Below are 17,158 nucleotides of genomic sequence, written 5' to 3'. Positions count from 1 at the left end.
ATATAAATTATTAATTCATTTTTAGGAGGAATTATAATGGCAGTAAAAGTAGGAATTAATGGTTTTGGTAGAATAGGACGTCTTGTATTTCGCCTTGCTCTACAAAATGATGATGTAGAAGTAGTTGCAATCAATGACTTAACCGATGCTAATATGCTAGCTCATTTACTAAAGTATGACTCTATCCATGGTATTTTGGAAGAAGAGGTTTCTGTAAATGGTTCAAATATTGTTGTTGGTGGAAAAGAAATCAAAGTAATGTCTGAAAGAGACCCTGCTCAATTAGGCTGGGACAAACTTGGTGTAGAAATTGTAATGGAATCTACGGGACGTTTTACAAATAGAGAAGATGCACAAAAGCATATTGACGCTGGTGCGAAAAAGGTAATTATTTCTGCACCTGGTAAAAATGAAGACTTAACAGTAGTAATGGGTGTTAACGATAAAGAATATGATCCAGCAAAACATCATGTTGTATCTAATGCTTCTTGTACAACAAACTGTTTAGCGCCATATGCTAAGGTTTTACATGATAACTTTGGTATTAAACGCGGTCTAATGACTACAATTCACTCTTATACAAATGATCAGCAAATCCTTGATTTGCCACATAAAGATTATCGTCGTGCTCGTGCAGCAGCACAAAACATTATCCCGACAACAACTGGTGCTGCTAAAGCAGTAGGAAAAGTTTTACCAGAATTAAATGGTAAGTTAAATGGTGGCGCAGTACGTGTTCCTACTCCAGACGGTTCTTTAGTAGACCTTGTTGCTGAATTAGAGAAAAATGTAACAGCAGAAGAAATCAATGCTGCATTAAAAGAAGCTGCTGAAGGTGAATTAAAAGGAATTCTTGAATACAGTGAAGCACCACTTGTATCTTCAGATATTTTAGGTAACCAGCACTCTTCTATTGTAGATGGCTTATCTACAATTGTTTTAGAAGATAACCTAGTAAAAGTTATTTCTTGGTACGATAATGAAATGGGTTATTCTGCTCGCTGTGTTGATTTAGCAGTACTAATGAACAACAAAGGACTATAAGAAAAAATAGCGGGGGAGGAGCATGAATAATCCTCCTCCTTTTTCCTTGTTTTTAAGGAGTTTAATGCATTTCATAAGCTGCTGATCGGAGAAAGGGGATCTAGTATAATGTATGCTAGGGCTAGGAGAGTTAGAACTTATCTAGAGATTTTCTAACCAGTTCTGCTTTATAGTCAAAAGAACAAGCAATGTCCCTTTATCTTATGAATTGGCATGAAAGAAATTTCTTTGCTAATCTAAGAGTGAAGCAACAAGCAAGAACGACCTCTTTAGAATGTTTCATTTCTTGGTAGCTATCATTCGTTATGTTGGGATAATTACATATCCTGAATATAGGAGGCAGAAGAACATGAATAAACTGTCAGTAAAAGATCTTGATGTTAAAGGAAAAAAAGTTTTTTGCCGCGTCGATTTTAACGTACCGATGAAAGATGGTGAGGTAACAGATGATACAAGAATCAGAGCTGCCTTACCTACCATTGAATATTTATCTAATCAAGGTGCGATCATCATTTTAGCAAGTCATCTTGGTCGTCCTAAAGGAAAAGTTGTAGAAGAGTTACGCCTAGATCCTGTAGCAAAACGATTAAGTGATTTAATCGGTAAAGAAGTCGTAAAAACAGATGCAGTATATGGTCAAGAAGTCCATGAAGCAATTGCCAAGGTAGGCGAAGGCGATATCGTTTTAATCGAAAACGTCCGCTTTGAAGCTGGTGAAGAAAAGAATGATGAAGCATTGTCACAAGCATTTGCTGATCTGGCGGATGTTTATGTGAATGATGCATTCGGTGCAGCTCACCGAGCTCATGCTTCAACAACTGGTGTAGCAGAAAAGCTTCCTGCCGCTGCTGGATTTTTAATGGAAAAGGAACTATCTGTTTTAGGTCAAGCATTAGAAAATCCTAAACGTCCATTTACAGCTATTATTGGTGGGGCGAAAGTAAAAGATAAAATTGATGTTATCGATAATTTACTTGAAAAAGTAGACCACCTTATTATTGGTGGTGGCTTAGCCTATACTTTTATTAAAGCACAAGGCTATGAAGTTGGTAATTCATTATTAGAAGAAGACAAAATTGACCTTGCCAAACAGTTTATGCAAAAAGCAAAAGATAAAGGTGTCGAATTTGTGCTTCCAATTGACGCTGTTGTAGCGGACAAATTTGCTGAAGATGCCGATAAAAAAGAAGTAGATATCGATCAAATTCCAGCTGACTGGGAAGCGTTGGATATCGGTCCTAAAACAGCTGAGAAATATGCAGAAATTGTTGCTAACTCTAAATTAATTATTTGGAATGGTCCAATGGGAGTTTTTGAAATGGATGCTTTTGCTAATGGAACAAAAGCAGTTGCTGATGCATTAGCAAAAACAGAAGGATATACCGTAATTGGCGGTGGAGATTCTGCAGCTGCTGTGGAAAAATTTGGTCTAAGTGATAAAATGGATCATGTATCTACTGGTGGAGGAGCATCTTTAGAATTTATGGAAGGTAAAGTTCTTCCAGGTGTTGCTGCATTAACAGATAAATAAAATGGTATGAGGTGAGACGATGCGCAAAAAAGTAATTGCTGGAAACTGGAAAATGAACAAGCTAGCAAACGATGCGAATCAGTTTGTCGATGAGGTGAAATCAAAGCTACCTCAGTCAGAAAAGGTAGAGGCGATCGTTTGTGCCCCATTTCCTTTCTTAGCTCAGCTTGTGGAAAAGACAAAAGATACGAAATTGAAAGTCGCTGCCCAAACAATGCATTATGAAGAAAGTGGTGCATATACAGGCGAAGTAAGCCCGGAAATGCTTGCAGATTTAGGTGTTACCTATGTGGTATTAGGGCATTCTGAGCGTAGAGAATATTATAATGAAACAGATGAAACAGTGAATAAGAAAGTGCATGCTGCATTTAAGCACCAACTAACACCTATTGTCTGTGTTGGCGAAACGCTAGAACAGCGTGAAGCAAATGAAACAATGGATCATGTGGAAATGCAAGTTACAAAAGCTCTAGAAGGGTTAAGCGAAGAGCAAGTTGCCAATACCATTGTTGCCTATGAGCCTATTTGGGCAATTGGTACTGGAAAAACAGCGACTAGTGAACAAGCAAATGAAGTTTGTACGCATATCCGTGAGGTTATTGCAAAACTTACATCTAAAGAAACAGCAGACAAGGTTATTATTCAGTACGGTGGCAGTGTCAAGCCTGCAAACGTAGAAGAACTATTGGCTCAATCCGATATTGATGGTGCATTAGTTGGTGGAGCTAGCCTTGAACCAGATTCATTCTTGCAATTAGTGGAGGCAGGTGCAAAATGAAACAAAATAAATTAGCGGCATTAATCATCTTAGATGGCTTTGCGATTCGTGATGAAGTCAAAGGTAATGCAGTGAAACAGGCCAACAAACCGAATTTTGACCGCTATTGGAATCAGTATGCTCATAGCCAGCTAACAGCCTGTGGTGAAGCTGTTGGCTTGCCAGAAGGACAAATGGGTAATTCTGAAGTCGGCCACTTGAATATTGGCGCTGGTAGAATTGTGTATCAAAGCCTAACACGTGTTAACTTATCGATTAAAAAAGGCGAATTCTTTGAAAAAGAAGCGTTTATAAAATCGATGCAACATGCAAAAAATAATGATAAAGCTCTACACATTTTTGGCTTGCTTTCAGATGGTGGTGTACACAGTCACATCAATCACTTATTTGCGCTATTGAAGCTTGCGAAAGAACAAGGCTTAGAAAAAGTGTACATTCATGCGTTTCTAGACGGACGAGATGTTGGTCCACAAACAGCTAAAACCTATATCCAACAAACACAGGATAAGATAGCGGAGTACGGAGTTGGTCAAATTGCAACCATATCCGGACGTTACTATTCCATGGATCGAGACAAGCGTTGGGATCGCGTGAAAAAAGCATATGACGCCATGGTATACGGAAAAGGACCAAAATATACCGATCCGTTTGCCGTTATTGACGAATCCTATGCTAGCGAAATCTATGATGAGTTCGTTATCCCATCCGTTATTACGAATGAAGCTGGCGACCCAGTTGGAACTGTAGAAGATGGAGATTCGATTATTTTTTACAACTTCCGCCCAGATCGTGCCATTCAAATCTCACGTACTTTTGCCAATGAAGATTTTCATGATTTTGACCGTGGAGACAAAGTTCCAAAAAACTTAGATTTTGTTATGCTAACTAACTTTAGCGAAACGGTAAACGGCTATGTTGCTTATGAGCCGGTTAATTTAGATAATACGGTTGGAGAAGTTTTAGCACAGCATGATATGAAACAGCTAAGAATTGCTGAAACAGAGAAATACCCTCACGTAACGTATTTTATGAGTGGTGGGCGTGAAGCAGAATTTCCAGGTGAAAAACGAATCCTAATTGATTCACCAAAGGTAGCGACGTACGACTTAAAACCAGAGATGAGTGCTTATGAAGTGACGGACGCGTTGCTAAATGAACTCGAAACTGGGGATCGTAACGCGATTATCCTGAATTTCGCCAACCCAGATATGGTTGGACATTCTGGTAAATTGGAGCCAACGATAAAGGCAATCGAAGCAGTGGATGAATGCTTAGGAAAAATCGTCGATAAAATTATCGAACTTGGTGGTCATGCGATTATTACTGCAGACCATGGTAATTCAGATGAGGTCATAACTTTAGAAGGAAACCCAATGACAGCTCACACAACGAATCCAGTTCCTGTTATTGTAACAAAAGATGATATTAGTTTACGTGATGGCGGCATTTTAGCAGATTTAGCCCCAACGTTGCTTGATCTCTTAGATATTGAACAACCAAAAGAAATGACAGGCCAGTCATTAATAAAAAAATAACTCAACGTTTTGAAAAAAGGAGACGATTTGAATGCCATATATTACAGATGTTTACGCTCGTGAAGTATTAGACTCTCGCGGTAACCCAACCGTTGAAGTAGAAGTATTCACAGAATCAGGTGCTTTTGGTTCTGCATTAGTTCCAAGTGGTGCTTCCACTGGAGAATATGAAGCAGTAGAATTACGTGACGGCGACAAAAGCCGCTACCTAGGTAAAGGTGTTTTGAAAGCAGTTCAAAATGTGAACGAAGTGATTGCACCTGAACTATTAGGAATTGATGTAACACGTCAAAACATCATCGATGCGTTAATGATTGAACTAGATGGAACAGACAATAAAGGAAAATTAGGCGCTAATGCTATCCTAGGTGTATCGATGGCTGTTGCTCACGCTGCTGCAAGTTATTTAGAAGTTCCGCTTTATAACTACCTTGGCGGTTTCAACGCAAAAACGTTACCAACACCAATGATGAACATTTTAAATGGTGGCGAGCACGCAGACAACAACGTTGACATTCAAGAATTTATGATTATGCCAGTTGGAGCTGAAACGTTCCAAGAAGCACTTCGTACAGGTGCTGAAATCTTCCATTCCTTGAAAAACGTATTAAAATCAAAAGGTTATAACACAGCTGTAGGTGACGAAGGTGGTTTTGCTCCAAACCTCGCTTCTAACGAAGAAGCATTGCAAACGATTGTTGAAGCGATCGAAGCAGCCGGCTATAAGCCTGGTGAAGAAGTAAAACTAGCAATGGACGTAGCCGCTTCTGAAATTTATGAAGATGGTAAGTACAACCTGAAAGGTGAAGGTGTTGTTCGTACATCTGAAGAAATGGTTGACTGGTACGAAGATATGATCAGTAAATACCCTATCGTCTCTATCGAGGATGGATTAGACGAAAACGACTGGGACGGCTTCAAGCTTCTAACAGATCGTCTCGGTAAAAAAGTTCAATTAGTTGGAGATGACTTGTTCGTAACAAATACTGAAAAATTATCCAGAGGTATTGAGCAAGGAATCGGTAACTCTATCCTTATTAAAGTAAACCAAATTGGTACTTTAACAGAAACATTTGAAGCTATCGAAATGGCAAAACGCGCTGGTTACACAGCTGTTATTTCTCACCGCTCTGGTGAAACAGAAGATGCTACTATTGCTGACATTGCTGTAGCAACAAATGCTGGCCAAATTAAAACAGGTGCACCATCTCGTACCGACCGTGTAGCTAAATATAATCAATTACTACGTATTGAAGATGAATTAGCTGGCATGGGTGAATACGCTGGAAAAACAGCATTTTACAACTTGAATAAATAAGGAATAGATAACGACCTCCCCGTTCGTATGATAGCGAATCGGGAGGTTTTTTATATTGTAAAGGAACCTATAAAATGGGGTGCTTGGGGATAACGAAATAACTGAATAGCCACGTCCGGCGCATGAGCCCAGCAACTAGGCAACTTTAGAAATGCGCCCTACGATAAGGCATCATCGGTTCGTCGCTAAGAGGAGAAAAGGGCTTGCCGCCCAGACGTCGGCATACCCAAGTTTTAGTGGTATGATTCCTTTTTCTTTAGTTGATTCGTTCTTCGCTACGTTGCTAAACGGGCGCTTGCTCCTTGTTCAAAGATAAGAAAGTATAAAGTTTGTTGCTTTGGGGTAAGGGAATAACTGAATAGCCACGTCCGGCTTCAGCGCCCAGCAACTAGGCGACTTCACGAAATCGCCCTACGATAAGTCATCATCGGTTTGTCGCTAAGAGGAAGGCCGACTAAAAACGGGCTTGCCGCCCGACGTCGGCATACCCCTGGTTGCAGGGGCATGATTCCTAAATCTTTAGTTGATTCGTTCCATTCGCTACGTTGCTAAACGGGCGCTTGCGCCTTTGTTCTACTATAGGAAAGCATTCTTGTAATAAAAGGTTACGTTTCATTCAGGCAAAAGAAAACTTGATTCTAACGGGGTCACCTGGAACGGGAAAAACACATTTAGCGACATCCGTAGGTTTTGAGGCATGCAAGACGGGATTAGAGGTCAGGTTTTATCGGGTATCTAATTTGGTGGAAAGCCTGGAGAAAGCTTGGAAAGAGGATAGACTGGCATCCTTCCAAAGCAAGTTCAAAAATGTTGACCTCGTTATCTTAGATGAGATTGAATATGTTTCTTTTACTACGGAGGTTGACGAACTATTCTTCCAGCTATTTTAGTTGTTACTTGCTCTTGTAAAAACCGCCCAACAGCTTACTGGATTTCACTTTATAAACATCTTATGCTTTACCTTCAAGATAATCTAAAAAGACGGAAAGTTGTGAGCGTTTTTGCGTTCCTTAAATCTAAGAGAAAGAAAAAACGGATTCAAATTCGCTTAAAGTCAGCTATCCTGAACCCGTTTAAGATAATCATTCATTCTTTGTTTTTTTTGGGGGGATTTTTATAAATTCCAAATAAAGAATTAAAAAAACAATAGGGGTAATGATAAGAAAAGTAATAACATAGGTGTATAATTTCTCCTTATCAGTAATGTACATACTCGTATAATACGCAATTGAAATTAAAATAATTAGATAAATAATGTATCTTAAATACTTCATTTTAAATTAACCTCACTTTGTTATATCAATCCACCCATTATTTCTATACCAATCTTTGGAATCTATAACCCTAGCTAGGGCTACACCAACATTTAAATAATCTAAGGCCACATAAATAGCGCTAGAAATTACTGTTACTATAGCTACTCCTCTAACTGATTTTATTTTTAATTTTTTCGCTTGAGCAGTGGCTACCCTAGATAAATTTTTTGCGACTACTTTCTTGCCTTTCTTTTTAATATAACTTTTAAGTGCACTAACACCGCCACCAACAACCCCACTAATCGCTACATTAAATACGGCTCCAGCAAGATTAACACCAACTCTTATTTTACCCTTTTTCTTTTTAGCCGCGTATACTTTATTTGAACCAAAAATCAACTTTTTCGTCCTGGAAAGAAGAGCTATTTCTTCAGATTCGAGTTTTTCTACATAAGCTTCTTCTAGGCTTTCCTGAGTAGCCTCTAAATCATTAAATGTTTCAGAATCGCTATTAAAAATATCAATAAGTGCTTCCTCTAACAATTCAACTTCTTCCGTATCAGAAGTTGCTGCTACTTCTTCAATAACTTGTAGAAATTCATCCTTTTCCTCCCCGTCCATTTTTGCTATGTCTAAATCATTAACAGCAGCCTCACAATCAAAATCCTCATCCAAAATCTCAGGATTAAATGTATCAGCATCCTCATCCATATTTATTCCGAATTCTTTAAGTTCATCTTCACTCATTTTTTCTAAGTCATCAAAAGTAAGATCTTCTAAAGGTAATTCATCATTAAAAAATTCCGCTTCAAAATCATCAAAAGAAGTTAACGTATAGCGGTTCTGTAATAGTTGAAACTAAAAAAATAATAGCGGAAAAAAGTAATATCTTAGGAATACATCTTTTCATATTACCACTCCTAATTAAGTTTTCCTGAATTTCAAAATAATTATATATTAACTGACAACTATTAGCTACACTATTTTTAAGACAATATTCGACATAGTGATAATTATTATATACAAATTACTTTAAAGTTCTATAATAATAACGTGCAAAAAGTTTATGCTCTGCTGATCTATATTCTTCTAGGCTTTTTTTGTATTTTATATCGCTAAATATTTGCTCCTATTTTGACATTTTTAAAATTTACTTGTTGAAGGTTATGAACGGGGAAATCATCCCCACCCTTTAAAACGACTTTTGGGGGGGGACATGCGGATGATTGGGATGATAATTCTGACACTGAAAACAATGAGCGTGGCTTATTGCCGCATCCAATTATTTTAGCTGCAAGTAAGGGGGGCAATAATCGATGAAAGTAATTATTCTGCATTATGGAAACTATATGGCAAGGTTATCCATGCGTAAGTTTTTGGATGAGTATGGAAATACTTATTGGAGCATCGACGAAGATACACGTGATCGTTTACAATCCAAGCTTATGCAAGCAAATAGAATGGAAATTCTCTGCATGCCAAACTTACCTATTGAAGAAATCGAAATTCATGTGTGTAGGATGATTTTCAAATATAAAATTCTACACAAATTAAAAAAATTCTCCATAAAAATGACAAGAAACGCATTACAAGCGATAGACCAAAAGTAGACTCATTTAATTCCTATATAGATTACAGAAAAGAAATAGGATCATAAAGATTATGTGAGGGAATATGTGATACATCAACTTTATATAGAAATGAAGTGGGCACTTAAATTCTAGGATCGGATTTACTCAAGGCAAGCAGCGAAAAACTTGAAGTTCTATTGCACTATATTGTGAGTAATTATAGAAAGCACAAATTTTTATCAGATTGAAAAGTACATAAAAGTATGTAGAGACCATGTGTATAGACGACAAGATTACAATAGTTTACGTCTTATATTAGAAGGTTTTCAACAATGCAGTTAACTGTTCAATAGTGATATGCATTATGTTAAGGATTATATTCATATTTGTGTCAAGTTTTTCTAAAACTTATATTTGTGCCTTCATTAGCTATTCAAAATTGCTTAATTAAGGGAACCTGTGGAAAATTGTCATAGGTGACTGCTATCTGGAGCAAAGCTAACTATTAAAACTTGCTAAATCTCTACAAATATGGCATAGTTACTTATGGAAAGACAACTATATAATAGCATACAAGCGTTGTAGGGGGACCAGTGTTGCTGGTTGAGATTGTATCCGTAAGATACTGACTCTTAGAACCTGATCTGGGTAAAACCAGCGTAGGGAACATGTCGATATACAAAAATGATTTGCATGTGCAAAAAGCCCTAGGTGTACGTAAGCCCCTAAGGCTTTTTTTATTTCGTATATACTTGGCAGATGAACATATCTTCTAAACATAAAACCAACATAGGAGAATGCAACTGCTGGTGAATGTCCAAATCGGTTCATTGAACAATCAACGGAGGAGAGCTCGGTCTTTCGTGATTGGAGTTTCCCTTATTCTCAGTACCTTACATAGCTGTAGTTATTCTGGAGGAGGAGACACATTGAGAAAATTCATCATGCTAAGTTTGTTCATTATTTTGTTAGCAGCATGTAGTACAAATGGCGATGAGTCAGGTAAAAAAGAAAAAGCGGCAGATAAGAACCTAAAGGAAGTATCTATTGTTCTTGATTGGACACCGAATACCAATCATACAGGGCTATATGTAGCGAAAGAAAAAGGATATTTTAAAGAACAGGGATTGAATGTTGATATTAAAATGCCGGGAGAAGCAGGTGCGGATCAGTTAGTGGCGTCTGGGAAGGCTGACTTCGGTATTGGTGCTCAGGAAGGAATTACGGAAGCGAGGGTACAAGATATTCCGATCGTTTCCATTGCCGCGATTATTCAGCACAATACATCTGGCTTTGCCTCACCAAAAGAAAAAGATATAACAGAGCCTAAAGATTTTGAAGGTAAAACGTATGGTGGTTGGGGAGCTCCGGTTGAAAAAGCGGTAATTAATTCGTTGATGAAGCAGGACGGAGCCGATGTTGAAAAAGTGGACATTGTAAATATGGGGGAAACCGACTTCTTTACTGCCGTAGAGCGTGATATTGATTTTGCATGGATTTATTATGGCTGGACAGGTGTAGAAGCTGAACTTCGTAATGAAGAGGTCAATATGGTTTATCTCACAGATTACTCGGAAAAGCTGGATTACTATACTCCAGTGCTGACAACAAATGAAACGATGATTGAAGAAGAACCGGAGACGATTAAAAAGTTTTTAGCTGCTGTATCGAAAGGGTATGAGCTCGCTATTGATAATCCTGAGGAAGCTGCTGACATCTTAATTAAAGCAGTGCCTGACTTGGATGAAGATTTAGTAAAGGCAAGTCAAAAATGGCTAGCGGATAAATATCAGGATGATGCAGACAGATGGGGCGAACAAAAGCAAGAAGTATGGGAAAACTATTCGACCTGGATGTTTGACAATGAATTGTTGGACAAGCCTTTGGATAGTGAGAAAGCATTTACAAATGAATTTTTACCAGAAAAATAACCAAGGTACTCGTTAAACAATAGATCGACCTACGTCACATCATTTTGATTACGAGTGGCTTCGATATGATTGTAGAAACGGAGGAGAAGTAATGGCTAATGCGCTTGTAAGTATACAAATCATTCCAAAAACAAAAAACGGGGAAGATGTGATTCCTTATGTGGATGAAGCAATTGCAATTATTGATGCGTCTGGGGTTCCTTACCATGTAAGTCCTTTGGAAACAACGATGGAAGGTGAATTACCCGACTTGCTTGCGATTGTAGAGAAAATGAACCAACGGATGGAAGAATTGGGTTGTCCGAGTGTTATTTCGCAAGCGAAAATATTTTATCAGCCATCAGGTGCTTCTATGGATAAGTTAACGGAGAAGTATCGCTAATGCTTAAGAAAATACTAAAAAGAGGATGGCGACCAGTTTTGGTCCTCATCCTTTTGATTATGGTGTGGGAGTTAGCGAGTAAGTTGTTTGCCATTCAAGAATGGCTATTACCTGCGCCGTCATCTATTGGACAAGAGGCAATCGCAGGCTGGGGAGATTATAAGCATCATCTTGGTGCAACGATTCAATTATCTATGATGGGATTTGTTATTGGTAGCAGTGTTGGTATCGTTGTCGCTGTATGTCTGCATTTAGTGCCGGTATTACGTGAGGCGTTATATCCATTATTAATTATATCGCAAAATATCCCGATCATTATATTAGCTCCGTTACTCGTTGTTTGGTTTGGCTTTGGTATATTACCTAAAATTATTGTCATCACGCTCGTCTGCTTTTTTCCGATAACGATTGCTGTTTTGGATGGGTTTCGTCAGACGAGTGGGGAATTGAAGCATTATATGGAAATGGCTGGTGCGAATAAACGGCAAATCTTTTACAAATTAGAATGGCCCCATGCGCTACCATCACTATTTAGCGGATTGAAAATCGCAGCTACCTATAGTGTAATGGGAGCTGTTATTTCTGAATGGCTTGGAGCTAGTGAAGGAATGGGTTATTATATGACACTTGCTTCCTCTTCATTTCGTACGGACCGAGTGTTTGTAGCGATTTTGTTTATTGTCACATTAAGTTTACTATTTTTTGCACTTCTTTCCTATGCAGAACGAAAAGTGGTTAAGACTCCTGCTCAACAGGAAGACTAGTATAATATGATAAATTTTATTATGAGTCAGCATGTTAATGTAATGTTAATGGAAGAAGGAGAAGCCAATGGGGAAATTACAGGTACAAAAACTAACAAAATCATTTGGTAGTAATCAAGTGTTAAACCAGCTTTCTTTTTCCATTCAAGATGGAGAATTTGTTTCCATTTTAGGACCATCTGGAAGTGGGAAAAGTACGTTATTTAATCTGATCGGTGGGATTACGAAGCCAGATGCAGGGTCTATTCGCTTAAATGATCGAGATATCACGGGCTTGCGTGGGAATATTAGCTATATGCCACAAGCTCCTTCCCTTTTTCCGTGGCGGACGGTTTTGCAAAATGTTTTACTTGGAGAAGAAATTGCTAATGGAAAGGCAGATGAAGAAGAAGCACGAGCAATGATTATGAAGGCGGGTTTACAAGGATACGAGCATGCTTACCCTCATGAATTGTCAGGAGGCATGAAGCAGCGTGTTTCCTTTCTTCGCAGTATGAAAAGCCCACAATCGCTCATATGTTTGGACGAACCTTTTTCTGCTTTGGATGAATTTACGAGAGCGGAAATGCAAAAGTGGTTGCTATCCATCTGGGACCAGCATCGAAGGTCGGTATTATTTGTCACCCATAATATTGAAGAAGCATTATTTTTGTCTGACCGAATTATCGTTTTATCCCAAAAGCCGGCGGCGATAAAAAAGGAGCTTGTCATTCCATTTGCAAGACCGCGAGAAGAGGAGCTGGTTTTAAGTAATACATTTTTAGATTATAAAACACAGCTTTATTATGAATTGAGGGAATAAGTATGAATGAGCAAATCATCGATGCGCATATTCATTTAGATATGTATAAAGAACGAGAGCTTCAACAAATCCTTCAACAAGTGGAATCAACGAAATTAGATGCCATGATTGCTGTATCGTATCATTTCGCTTCCTGCCAAGTCAATTATGCTTTAGCAAAGCAATCCAAAGTGGTTAAGCCTGCCTTTGGCTTTCATCCTGAGCAAGACCTTCCAATAGAAACAGAACTTGCAGAGCTTATCCAGTTTATCGAAATGCATCATAAGGAAGCTGTCGCCATTGGCGAAGTTGGCTTACCATACTATAAGCGACAAAATAAGCCGAATTTAGATTTAAATCCGTACATCGAGTTGTTGGAAGTATTTATAAAGCTAGCCAAACGATTTGGATTACCAATTAGCTTACACGCAGTCTACGAGGATGCGGATATCGTATGTGATTTATTAGAAAAGCATTCTATTCAGAAGGCACATTTCCATTGGTTCAAAGGTGGTAAGCGAACAATCGAACGGATGGTAGCAAATGGTTATCTGATATCGATTACACCAGATATCTATTATGAACAAGAGATACAAGATCTTGTTTATATGTATCCATTAACGCATTTGATGATGGAAACGGATGGACCATGGCCTTTCGAAGGTCCGTTTGCAGGTAAAATGACACACCCGAAAATGATTCATCAAACAGCGCATAAAATCGCCCACTTAAAGGAGCAGTCGCTAAAAGACATTTACAAACAAATATACACAACAACATCTCAATTTTTCTCCCTCTAAATAGGATAGAGTGAATCTTCAATCAGTGAGGGTTTTCATTCTCTCCTACTGATTGTTAGTAGCCCAAGAGTATGACTTAAAGGCCTCTACACGAGCTGGGCATTCAGGTGCTGTTCTCTCACTTAGACTTGTTACCGTACAGATTATCCAACTTCTGAAGTGGGAGTCTTACAGCACCTTATATACGGGAAAAACGTTTTTAGTTTACCAGTAATAACCATGGCGATTACTTAAGAAAGCCCCGTTTCAACCAACCTATTAGGGGCTAGGCGGAAGATGGTTTACGCTGTTTTCTTATCATAAGAAAATGGCTGTTAGCAGACATCTTTTACAACGCAAAAAAGATGGACTATAGATTATCTCAGCGTCTCTTTCTTTATTTTTAAATGGAAACAATAGTATCAAGGAATACATTTTCCCAATATCCAATTGCCCTAAACAAGAATATTCGAATATATGATAGGAATACAATTCATAAAAGGGAAATAATACCATCATAGGAAAAACATTATTGTTGGGTGAACTATATTGCGCTATAGCAAAGGTCCTTATCGTTTTTCTGCATAGGGGGAGAGGGATGGGGAAAAAAGTATTGTTATTTGGAGATATAGGGATTGATGATACGATTGCACTTATGTATGCTTATTGTGACGATGTTATTGAAATCGTCGGTGTTGTGGCAGATTACGGAAATGTATCTAGGGAGAATGCCCTTTCGAGTACGGAATATGTGAAAAGTCTTTTTCCGCAGAAAAAAGTGGAAAAAGTTAAATTGATTGCCGGAGCGCATATACCAATGACGGGTGAAGTTCCTACATATGTTCCGGAAATTCATGGGGAGTATGGTCTTGGACCGATTATTCCACCTAAATGCATGGATAATGGAATTAGTGACAATTTTTTTGAAGTTGTAGACCTGATTAAGGCGTATAAAGATGAACTTATTATAGTTAATATTGGCCGGTTGACATCATTGGCAACTTTATTTCTTTTGTACAAATCGTTAATGCGATCAATTAAAGGCTATTATATTATGGGTGGAGCCTTTTGGGTGCCCGGAAATATTACAGCTGTATCAGAGGCGAATATTTACGGAGACCCTGTTGCAGCTCAAGTTGTCTTAGCCAACGCCAAAAATGTAAAGATCATCCCGTTAAATGCGACAAATCAGGCAATTGTGACCCCACAAATGATAAATTATCTCGATCAAGTGGGTCAGCTACCTCTTGTTAAAGAACTGCTGGATTATTATTATCAGTTTTATAAGAAACGAGATCCGGCAATTCAGGGAGCACCACTTCATGATGTAGTTACTTTAATGGCAGTGAAAAAATCAAATTTATTTTCATACCAGAGGCATCCTGTATATATTGTACAAGACGCTAGCGGTATAGCTAGAGGGCAAAGTATTGCCGATATTCGCCCGGACGCCGACTTAACCCAATTAGAGGGGGAAAACATCGTAGGGGGAAAGATTCATGAAATTGCATGTAAATTAGATTACCCTAATTTTTACCGTGATTTTATGACTGTGATGACGAAGGAAATATTTGAATGATTAGCCACATGAATTATCAAGGGAAGAACAAGTGATATCCTGTTATGAGACTGTTGAAACAAAGGATTAAAGTATCAAAAATATAAAACCGCAAAACAGTGAGCTGCCCCTTTAAGGTAGACAGATTTTAAAAAAATCTGTTTTCCTTAAGGGGAGCATATCAATGTAGTTCTGCGGTTTTAGCTTTATTTATTCTGTTTTTTCCTTAATAAATTGTACAACTTCTTCTGCAGTGCTCATAGAAAGGAGTTGATCTTTATAGGAAGCTAATTTACCTTTATCAAGTTCACGTATTTGTGTACGTGCAGGTAAAATAGACGTAGCACTCATGCTGAATTCATCCAAACCTAAACCAAGCAAAATTGGAATCGCAATAGCATCTCCCGCCATTTCTCCACACATGCCTACCCATTTATCTTCACTATGTGCAGCTTCAATGACATTATTTATCAGGTTTAGAATTGCAGGATGGTATGGCTGGTATAAGTAAGATACTTGTTCATTCATCCGGTCAGCTGCCATCGTATATTGAATGAGATCATTGGTGCCTATACTGAAGAAATCAACTTCTTTAGCAAATTGTTTTGCTATTACGGCAGTAGAAGGAATTTCTACCATGATTCCTATTTCAATATGATCCGATACTTCTTTTCCTTCTTGCAATAATGCTTCTTTTTCATCCATAAGAATAGCTTTGGCTTGGCGGAATTCTTCTAACGTTGCAATCATTGGGAACATGATTTTTAGATTTCCATATACACTAGCACGAAGCAAAGCACGTAATTGTGGACGGAATACTTGCTCATTTTCTAAGCAGAAACGAATGGCTCGGAAGCCAAGAAATGGATTAAGCTCGTTTGGAAGATCCAAATAGTTTAATTCTTTGTCACCGCCTATATCCAAGGTACGTACGACAACCGGTTTGCCGTCCATTTGCTCAAGCACGGATTTGTATGCTGTGAATTGTTCCTCTTCTGTAGGTAACTGGCTCTTACCCATGTATAAAAATTCCGTCCGATATAAGCCGACACCTTCACCACCATTATCTAAGACGCCAATGACGTCATCTGGTGTACCGATATTTGCTGCCAGTTCTACTTGTTCCCCATCAGCTGATAATGTTGGTTCGTTTTTAAGCTTTGCCCATTCTTGCTTTTGCTTAGCAAATTCTTCTTGTTTTTTACGATACTTCTCTATTACCTCTTCTGTTGGATTAATAAGAACAATCCCTTCATTACCGTCCACGATAACCAAGTCATCATTTTGGATGGTGCTGGTAACTTCTTTCGTACCAACTACTGCTGGAATTTCAAGCGATCTTGCCATAATAGCAGAGTGAGAAGTACGACCGCCGATATCTGTGGCAAAACCTTTCACATAATCACGGTTTAATTGCGCAGTGTCAGAAGGTGTTAAATCGTTCGCAATCACGATTACTTCTTCATCAATTAATGCAGGGTCTGGGAAAGTAACACCTAATAAATGAGCTTTTACACGTTTTGTCACATCATAAATGTCAGCAGCTCTTTCACGCATATAGGCGTTGTCCATATTTTTAAACATGTCGATAAACATAGTTGCCACTTCATCTAGTGCAGCTTCTGCGTTCACATTTTCACTATTAATTTTATCCTTCATTGGATTAATTAGTTCAGGGTCGCTAAGAACTAATAAATGAGCAGAAAAAATTTCAGCGTGTTCATCGCCAATGTTTTCTTTAGTATGAGCTTTAATTTTTTCTAATTCTTGCTTGGAAATATCAAGTGCTTGATCAAGTCGTTCTATTTCTACCTGAGGGGTAGCTGTAGTAACTTTTTCAAATGATAAGTCTGGAGTTTCTAACAGATATGCCTTAGCAATAGCAATACCTGATGATGCTGCAATTCCTTGAATGTTAGCCATAATCATT

The 17,158-nt window shown here is 38.2% G+C and carries 15 protein-coding genes and 1 riboswitch; of the genes, 13 read left to right on the top strand and 2 right to left on the bottom strand.

Going from position 1 to position 17,158, the window contains the following annotated elements; all coding sequences use genetic code 11:
* Positions 1-36 precede the first annotated feature (36 nt).
* The 6 genes from gap (at position 37) to KBP50_RS11800 (ending at position 7,096) form a co-directional block, all read left to right on the top strand.
* Positions 37-1,044: a type I glyceraldehyde-3-phosphate dehydrogenase gene (gap, locus tag KBP50_RS11825; RefSeq protein ID WP_050352367.1), complete on the top strand. Its 1,008-nt coding sequence runs from the start codon at positions 37-39 to the stop codon at positions 1,042-1,044.
* 349 nt (positions 1,045-1,393) lie between these two features.
* Positions 1,394-2,575, top strand: a complete 1,182-nt coding sequence (locus KBP50_RS11820) for a phosphoglycerate kinase (RefSeq protein WP_050352368.1) — start codon at positions 1,394-1,396, stop codon at positions 2,573-2,575.
* Between the two features lie 19 nt (positions 2,576-2,594).
* Complete coding sequence (tpiA, locus tag KBP50_RS11815; protein ID WP_050352369.1) at positions 2,595-3,353, top strand: triose-phosphate isomerase; 759 nt, start codon at positions 2,595-2,597, stop codon at positions 3,351-3,353.
* Entirely contained in the window at positions 3,350-4,888 is a 1,539-nt protein-coding gene (gpmI, locus tag KBP50_RS11810; protein ID WP_050352370.1) for a 2,3-bisphosphoglycerate-independent phosphoglycerate mutase, read from the top strand. Before tpiA ends, gpmI begins: the two co-directional genes overlap by 4 nt.
* A gap of 31 nt (positions 4,889-4,919) precedes the next feature.
* Positions 4,920-6,206, top strand: coding sequence for a phosphopyruvate hydratase (eno, locus tag KBP50_RS11805; RefSeq protein ID WP_050352371.1), 1,287 nt, complete (start codon positions 4,920-4,922; stop codon positions 6,204-6,206).
* Positions 6,207-6,751: 545 nt separating this feature from the next.
* Positions 6,752-7,096, top strand: coding sequence for an ATP-binding protein (locus KBP50_RS11800; protein ID WP_082240962.1), 345 nt, complete (start codon positions 6,752-6,754; stop codon positions 7,094-7,096).
* Between the two features lie 396 nt (positions 7,097-7,492).
* Here the strand turns inward: KBP50_RS11800 and KBP50_RS11795 are convergent, their stop codons facing one another.
* Positions 7,493-8,209, bottom strand: coding sequence for a hypothetical protein (locus KBP50_RS11795; protein WP_050352374.1), 717 nt, complete (start codon positions 8,207-8,209; stop codon positions 7,493-7,495).
* A 569-nt stretch (positions 8,210-8,778) separates the two neighbouring features.
* On the opposite strand from KBP50_RS11795, the gene KBP50_RS22780 reads away from it, so the two are divergent.
* The 7 genes from KBP50_RS22780 to KBP50_RS11760 all read left to right on the top strand — a co-directional run bounded on the left by KBP50_RS22780 (position 8,779) and on the right by KBP50_RS11760 (position 15,249).
* Positions 8,779-9,072 (top strand): helix-turn-helix domain-containing protein, encoded by a 294-nt coding sequence (locus KBP50_RS22780; RefSeq protein ID WP_076361908.1) that lies wholly within the window; start codon positions 8,779-8,781, stop codon positions 9,070-9,072.
* Positions 9,073-9,606: 534 nt separating this feature from the next.
* Positions 9,607-9,716: riboswitch (TPP riboswitch) on the top strand.
* Positions 9,717-9,962: 246 nt separating this feature from the next.
* Complete coding sequence (locus KBP50_RS11785; protein ID WP_050352375.1) at positions 9,963-10,964, top strand: ABC transporter substrate-binding protein; 1,002 nt, start codon at positions 9,963-9,965, stop codon at positions 10,962-10,964.
* A gap of 91 nt (positions 10,965-11,055) precedes the next feature.
* Entirely contained in the window at positions 11,056-11,346 is a 291-nt protein-coding gene (locus tag KBP50_RS11780) for a thiamine-binding protein (protein WP_050352376.1), read from the top strand.
* Positions 11,347-11,405: 59 nt separating this feature from the next.
* The gene (locus tag KBP50_RS11775; RefSeq protein WP_236691447.1) at positions 11,406-12,110 is read left to right on the top strand and encodes an ABC transporter permease; all 705 of its coding nucleotides are present in this window, start codon (positions 11,406-11,408) and stop codon (positions 12,108-12,110) included.
* Between the two features lie 67 nt (positions 12,111-12,177).
* Entirely contained in the window at positions 12,178-12,912 is a 735-nt protein-coding gene (locus tag KBP50_RS11770) for an ABC transporter ATP-binding protein (RefSeq protein ID WP_050352378.1), read from the top strand.
* 2 nt (positions 12,913-12,914) lie between these two features.
* Entirely contained in the window at positions 12,915-13,691 is a 777-nt protein-coding gene (locus KBP50_RS11765) for a TatD family hydrolase (RefSeq protein WP_050352379.1), read from the top strand.
* Between the two features lie 577 nt (positions 13,692-14,268).
* The gene (locus tag KBP50_RS11760) at positions 14,269-15,249 is read left to right on the top strand and encodes a nucleoside hydrolase (protein WP_050352380.1); all 981 of its coding nucleotides are present in this window, start codon (positions 14,269-14,271) and stop codon (positions 15,247-15,249) included.
* A 189-nt stretch (positions 15,250-15,438) separates the two neighbouring features.
* Here the strand turns inward: KBP50_RS11760 and ptsP are convergent, their stop codons facing one another.
* Positions 15,439-17,151: a phosphoenolpyruvate--protein phosphotransferase gene (gene ptsP / locus KBP50_RS11755; RefSeq protein WP_050353512.1), complete on the bottom strand. Its 1,713-nt coding sequence runs from the start codon at positions 17,149-17,151 to the stop codon at positions 15,439-15,441.
* Positions 17,152-17,158: the final 7 nt, after the last annotated feature.

Source organism: Virgibacillus pantothenticus, assembly GCF_018075365.1.
Classification (GTDB): domain Bacteria; phylum Bacillota; class Bacilli; order Bacillales; family Amphibacillaceae; genus Virgibacillus; species Virgibacillus pantothenticus.
Note: the sequence above shows the minus strand (reverse complement) of the source record. Positions and strands in the feature narration are given on the sequence as shown.

What these genes read in the sequence shown, in the direction of transcription:
- KBP50_RS11780 (WP_050352376.1), top strand. Translation starts at nt 11,056, where the DNA reads ATGGCTAATGCGCTTGTAAGTATACAAATCATTCCAAAAACAAAAAAC.
- KBP50_RS11820 (WP_050352368.1), top strand. Translation starts at nt 1,394, where the DNA reads ATGAATAAACTGTCAGTAAAAGATCTTGATGTTAAAGGAAAAAAAGTT.
- ptsP (WP_050353512.1), bottom strand. Translation starts at nt 17,151, where the DNA reads ATGGCTAACATTCAAGGAATTGCAGCATCATCAGGTATTGCTATTGCT.
- gap (WP_050352367.1), top strand. Translation starts at nt 37, where the DNA reads ATGGCAGTAAAAGTAGGAATTAATGGTTTTGGTAGAATAGGACGTCTT.
- KBP50_RS11765 (WP_050352379.1), top strand. Translation starts at nt 12,915, where the DNA reads ATGAATGAGCAAATCATCGATGCGCATATTCATTTAGATATGTATAAA.
- KBP50_RS11760 (WP_050352380.1), top strand. Translation starts at nt 14,269, where the DNA reads ATGGGGAAAAAAGTATTGTTATTTGGAGATATAGGGATTGATGATACG.
- tpiA (WP_050352369.1), top strand. Translation starts at nt 2,595, where the DNA reads ATGCGCAAAAAAGTAATTGCTGGAAACTGGAAAATGAACAAGCTAGCA.
- eno (WP_050352371.1), top strand. Translation starts at nt 4,920, where the DNA reads ATGCCATATATTACAGATGTTTACGCTCGTGAAGTATTAGACTCTCGC.
- KBP50_RS22780 (WP_076361908.1), top strand. Translation starts at nt 8,779, where the DNA reads ATGAAAGTAATTATTCTGCATTATGGAAACTATATGGCAAGGTTATCC.
- KBP50_RS11775 (WP_236691447.1), top strand. Translation starts at nt 11,406, where the DNA reads ATGGTGTGGGAGTTAGCGAGTAAGTTGTTTGCCATTCAAGAATGGCTA.
- KBP50_RS11770 (WP_050352378.1), top strand. Translation starts at nt 12,178, where the DNA reads ATGGGGAAATTACAGGTACAAAAACTAACAAAATCATTTGGTAGTAAT.
- gpmI (WP_050352370.1), top strand. Translation starts at nt 3,350, where the DNA reads ATGAAACAAAATAAATTAGCGGCATTAATCATCTTAGATGGCTTTGCG.
- KBP50_RS11795 (WP_050352374.1), bottom strand. Translation starts at nt 8,209, where the DNA reads ATGAGTGAAGATGAACTTAAAGAATTCGGAATAAATATGGATGAGGAT.